Below are 3,755 nucleotides of genomic sequence, written 5' to 3'. Positions count from 1 at the left end.
CTGGTACAACAAAACACCTCTGCTTTCAACTTTCATGATAGGTATAAATTACGTGGCTGCTTTGCTTACCTTTCAAATCCCTATCTATATATTATGTAATTTCTTTTTAAATGATACTAATGTTTTTCTATTTGTCTCACCTTACCACAAAGTTTTTTCCTGTCTGATTTTGTTATACAAATTTACCCATAAAAAAGGGTGTATTTGATAAGGCTAATTGTGTATAAATCCTTTTCCATTTGCTTGAAACAAAGATAAGTATAAAAAAGTGCTGATTATGAAGGGGGGGCGGTTAAGGGGCTAAAACACCCCTTTTATTATGAACTTTTTAGCGTGCATTTTATCTTACTATTTCAAGTTTTAAAGTTATTTCAATGCCCTGATAATATTTATGGATAACCGCTGAATAATAGTGGAAGTATAGCGGATGACAAGAAAGAACATATTTAAAAAAGGGTGACCCGAAACCAGTTAATTCAGGGCGTTAGAAGGGAACAAAGTGGAAAAACCAAAGTAAATTGACCCCATCTAACCGGAAACGAAATTGTTATAAAGTTTTGCTTACCTATACATTAGCAAATTGGCGATAAGGTCAATAGAATTGGTTTGTCCAGTTAGCCGCTTTTAAGATGATTATCCATCTTGAGCGAAAGTAGCAAATTTATCTGGTTTGTTTTAAACTGATTTTTATAGAAAATAACTATAAAAACCTAATTTTGCTTCCACGTGCTGTATCTTTTGTTTCAAAGAATGCTGAGGTTTTTCCTGACAGGGGAGAACTATTACATATTCGATAAAGTTGTCATAGAATAGGACTGTTGAAAATCGGTCAAACTAATGTTTAAAAATATTTTTTTATAAAAAAAAATGTGCTCTTTTAAGTATTAAATTGCCAAAACATTTCAACAGAAGGGAAAGCAAATAGTTCTTAATACCTAGTGAGGGACAGTGCGCAATCCGATAATCAAATTGGTGGCCAGTTTGTCCCGAAGCAGAGGGGGCACTTTCGCGCCGAAATACACAATATGTCTACACAAATGCCTTTGTGGCATTTTATATAAGAGCCTTTTCTGATGAAAATTTGCGCTGTAGCATGGTTAATCTCTTTCAAATATTAACTTTGCACCGAATGAGAACTTTTGTTTTATCAGATATCCATGGAAATGACAATGCCTTTAGAAGAGCGCTAAAGTCTGTTCGCCTCAAAAAGACTGATCGATTGATCTTATTGGGAGATTACATTGACAGGGGTTTTGATAGTAAGGGAGTTTTGGATACCATTTTTCTATTGATGGAACATGGTTTTGAACTTATCTGTTTGAGGGGAAACCATGAGCAGATGCTGCTTGATGCACTTGATGACCCTGATAAACTTAATAACTGGCTGTTAAACGGTGGCGATGAAACATTGTCTAGTTTTCTGACTAGTTCGGTTCATAAGATTCCTATCAAGTATATTGATCTGTTGAAATCTTTCCGCTTTTGTTACGAATATGACCAATTTATATTCGTCCATGCGGCGCTGAATATGCTAATTAGTGATCCTTTCACTGATGTGCACACGATGCTCTGGTCTAGGGATCAAAACGATCTTTTAGATTACGGCTGGCTTGGTAGACGGATTTTGATACATGGGCACACCCCTGGTACCCAGCAAGAGATTATTGAAAATTTTAAAGATCTTTATCCCATCAAGTGCATTGATAATGGCGTGTTTACAAAAAAAGCCGGTTACGGCGGATTATGTGTACTTGAATTAGAAAACTTCTCATTAAATTTTGTGTATGGTTATTAAGCAAGTTAAGTCGCTGATCAATGACGGGGGGTTCGGTAAGATTGAAGAAGTTCTTTGTGATGATGGAAATTATTATGCCAGAAAGACCTTTTGTCCTTCCTCGCAATTTATTTCCAATCCTGTGCTATGTGAAACGTTGAGGCAGCGGTTTATCAGAGAAGTAAAAACGCAAAAGAAGCTTCCCGAAGAACTTTTTATTCCTATTATTTTCGACGACCTTACATCTTCTTCTCCTTGGTTTTTGATGCCTATTGCAGCTGATGTTTATAGCAATGAGATCCTTACGTGTAAACATGAGCGCAGACGGCCTGAGGGGCTTGGCGATATTTTAAACTCGCTGGAATATATCCACAACAGGGGACTGATACACCGGGATTTGAAACCGCAGAACATCCTTTTTCATAACGGCAGGTGGAAGCTTGCCGATTTTGGTTTGATCTCTCAAGACAAGGAAATCCTCTCTCAGACGATTACCACCAGTAATAACGCGTTAGGAACGGTTATGTATGCCGCACCCGAACAGATAAAGGACTTTAAACGAGTTACTCCACTGGCTGATATTTACTCTTTCGGCGCGATCTTGCATGATATCTTTACCGATGGCAGCCGCGTTCCTTATTCTGAACTCTCAGGCGATGGTGAAATCGGTGCAATTATCGAGCGTTGTACCAAAAACAATACTGCTCATAGATTCAAAAATGTCGATACATTACGCAAGCGTGTGCTTTATTTTCTATCCAAGGATTCCATCAAAATCGATGAGGCAGGTGATGAGAAATGGGTACAGCTAATTAAGAAGTTCGATACTTGGGATAGCGATTTATTCGAGAATTTCGTTTTTTATCTCAAGCGTAACCCACGTTCGAGGGATATTCTTTTTGAGATGGAATCCGAAATCCTTGACTTATTTTACCAGCTGGATAAGGATTTGTCAAATGAGTTGAGCATTATCTATAGTGAATGGGTTTATAGTAGAAATTTCAATTTTGATTACTGCGATGTGATTATTGGTCTGATTTTTAAGATTTATGAGAAGACTTCGGACCTTGAGGTAAAATCTAAGGCCGTTATAGCTGCGGCGGAACTCGGGCGATCACACAACCGTTGGTATGTAATGGGATATGTTGTCAAAATGGCAGGCAAGGGGATCGATGAGCATCTCGCTTTTAGGATCAGCTTAGAATTAGAGCTTGAGGATCAGAACATTCAAAATTTTAAACGCTGCGCCCTGGGTATTAACTTATCGATTAACGACTATCACCCAATCATAAAGGAAACTCTAGAGTAATGATATCTGCAAAGCTTGAGTTATTGGGCAAGCATTGGCATTGCAATATCCTGAGCTGCGCATAATGGTTCAGTTAGGAACATTTAGAAATTTGTGGTTAGCACCTTCTGTTAATGCCGTAGGCAATCGTTGGATCGCTTGATAATATAACTAATTGAAGCAAAGACTATTCATTTGGTGCATTTTTAGAGAGCTCCAAGCTTTCACACAACAATACAGTGTGTTGAAAAGCCATGTAACAGTTTTGCAGCTCTTGGTTTACGAATTTTAGGATATCGTCCATATCCTTTTCCATTTTGATCAGGCCATCAAGTCCATCCATCGCATTTTTTAACCAAATCCTTGATCTGGAGGCATTATAGGAGCCTTTTAGAAAACCACTGTTTTGTCTGTAATGCACCAATGGATGTCGATAATTGGAAAGTTTCTTATGTTCCTTTTTGATGCGGTTGGTAAACCATAGATAGTGCTCATTTTCCGAGAGGTTGATAAACTTCTCTTCAAGCTCTTTTTTCGTTTGGCGCTCAAAAAGTTTATTGAAGGAAAGTGAGAAAGGTTCAAAGGTTTCCGGTTTGAGGAAAATATAGAGTAGGTAGGCAATACGTTCATATTTTGTATTTTCCGGTTTGAGGAATATTTAGTGTAGTTAGGCAATAGGTTCATATTTTGTAT

At 37.7% G+C, this 3,755-nt stretch carries 3 protein-coding genes; 2 read left to right on the top strand and 1 reads right to left on the bottom strand.

The window, feature by feature from the left end; translation table 11 throughout:
• The first annotated feature begins 1,129 nt into the window (after positions 1 to 1,129).
• Both AC1DPQ_RS21040 and AC1DPQ_RS21035 read left to right on the top strand, forming a co-directional pair.
• A complete protein-coding gene (locus AC1DPQ_RS21040) occupies positions 1,130 to 1,795 on the top strand; it encodes a metallophosphoesterase family protein (RefSeq protein WP_477610765.1) in 666 nt (221 codons plus the stop codon).
• The gene (locus tag AC1DPQ_RS21035; RefSeq protein WP_477582739.1) at positions 1,785 to 3,083 is read left to right on the top strand and encodes a protein kinase domain-containing protein; all 1,299 of its coding nucleotides are present in this window, start codon (positions 1,785 to 1,787) and stop codon (positions 3,081 to 3,083) included. The genes AC1DPQ_RS21040 and AC1DPQ_RS21035 overlap by 11 nt, the downstream gene beginning before the upstream one ends.
• Before the next feature lie 166 nt (positions 3,084 to 3,249).
• On the opposite strand, the gene AC1DPQ_RS21030 is transcribed toward AC1DPQ_RS21035, so the two are convergent.
• Entirely contained in the window at positions 3,250 to 3,483 is a 234-nt protein-coding gene (locus AC1DPQ_RS21030) for a hypothetical protein (RefSeq protein WP_477610764.1), read from the bottom strand.
• Positions 3,484 to 3,755 lie beyond the last annotated feature (272 nt).

The sequence above is a fragment of the Pedobacter sp. 01T416_2 genome, from assembly GCF_056398925.1.
Note: the sequence above shows the minus strand (reverse complement) of the source record. Positions and strands in the feature narration are given on the sequence as shown.